Here is a 546-nt window from a genome sequence, read left to right as displayed (position 1 = left end):
CGATTGGAATTTGCGATCAGCTTGGAGGATAGCGAGCAGTTGAAACAACTGGCCGCGCAAACCGGCTCCACCTTGTACATGGTGTTGCTGGCCGCGTATAGCACGCTCTTGCATAAATATTCGGGGCAGGAGGACATTATCGTGGGCACGCCGATTGCCGGAAGACCGCATGCGGAACTGGAGGGCTTGGTAGGCGTATTCCTCAACACGCTGGCGATCCGCAATTATCCGGCTGGCGACAAAACGTTCCTGGACTACTTGCAAGAGGTCAAAGAGCATGCGCTCAGTGCGTATGAGCATCAGGAATATCCTTTTGAAGAACTGGTTGAAAAACTGAATTTAACGCGGGATACGAGCCGGAATGCGCTGTTTGACACGATGTTTGAGTTGAAAACATTTGAGCAGCAGGAGTTCGAGCTGGAAGGTCTGACCTTTAAAACGTATCCGACAGACAATCATACGGCCAAATTTGATCTGACCTTGGATGCAGTGGAGCAGCCGGAAGGCATTCTGTGCAGTCTGGAATACAGCACGGCGCTGTACAAG

At 51.5% G+C, this 546-nt stretch carries 1 protein-coding gene; it reads left to right on the top strand.

Translation table 11 applies throughout. From position 1 onward, the window contains the following. On the top strand, window positions 1-546 hold a 546-nt coding region (locus tag G9G54_RS24885; RefSeq protein ID WP_165179942.1), incomplete at both ends, for a condensation domain-containing protein.

The sequence above is a fragment of the Paenibacillus sp. EKM212P genome (assembly GCF_011066115.1).
Classification (GTDB): Bacteria; Bacillota; Bacilli; order Paenibacillales; family Paenibacillaceae; genus Paenibacillus; species Paenibacillus polymyxa_B.
The sequence above is the reverse complement of the archived record's forward strand: the minus strand, read 5'-3'. Positions and strand labels throughout refer to the sequence as shown.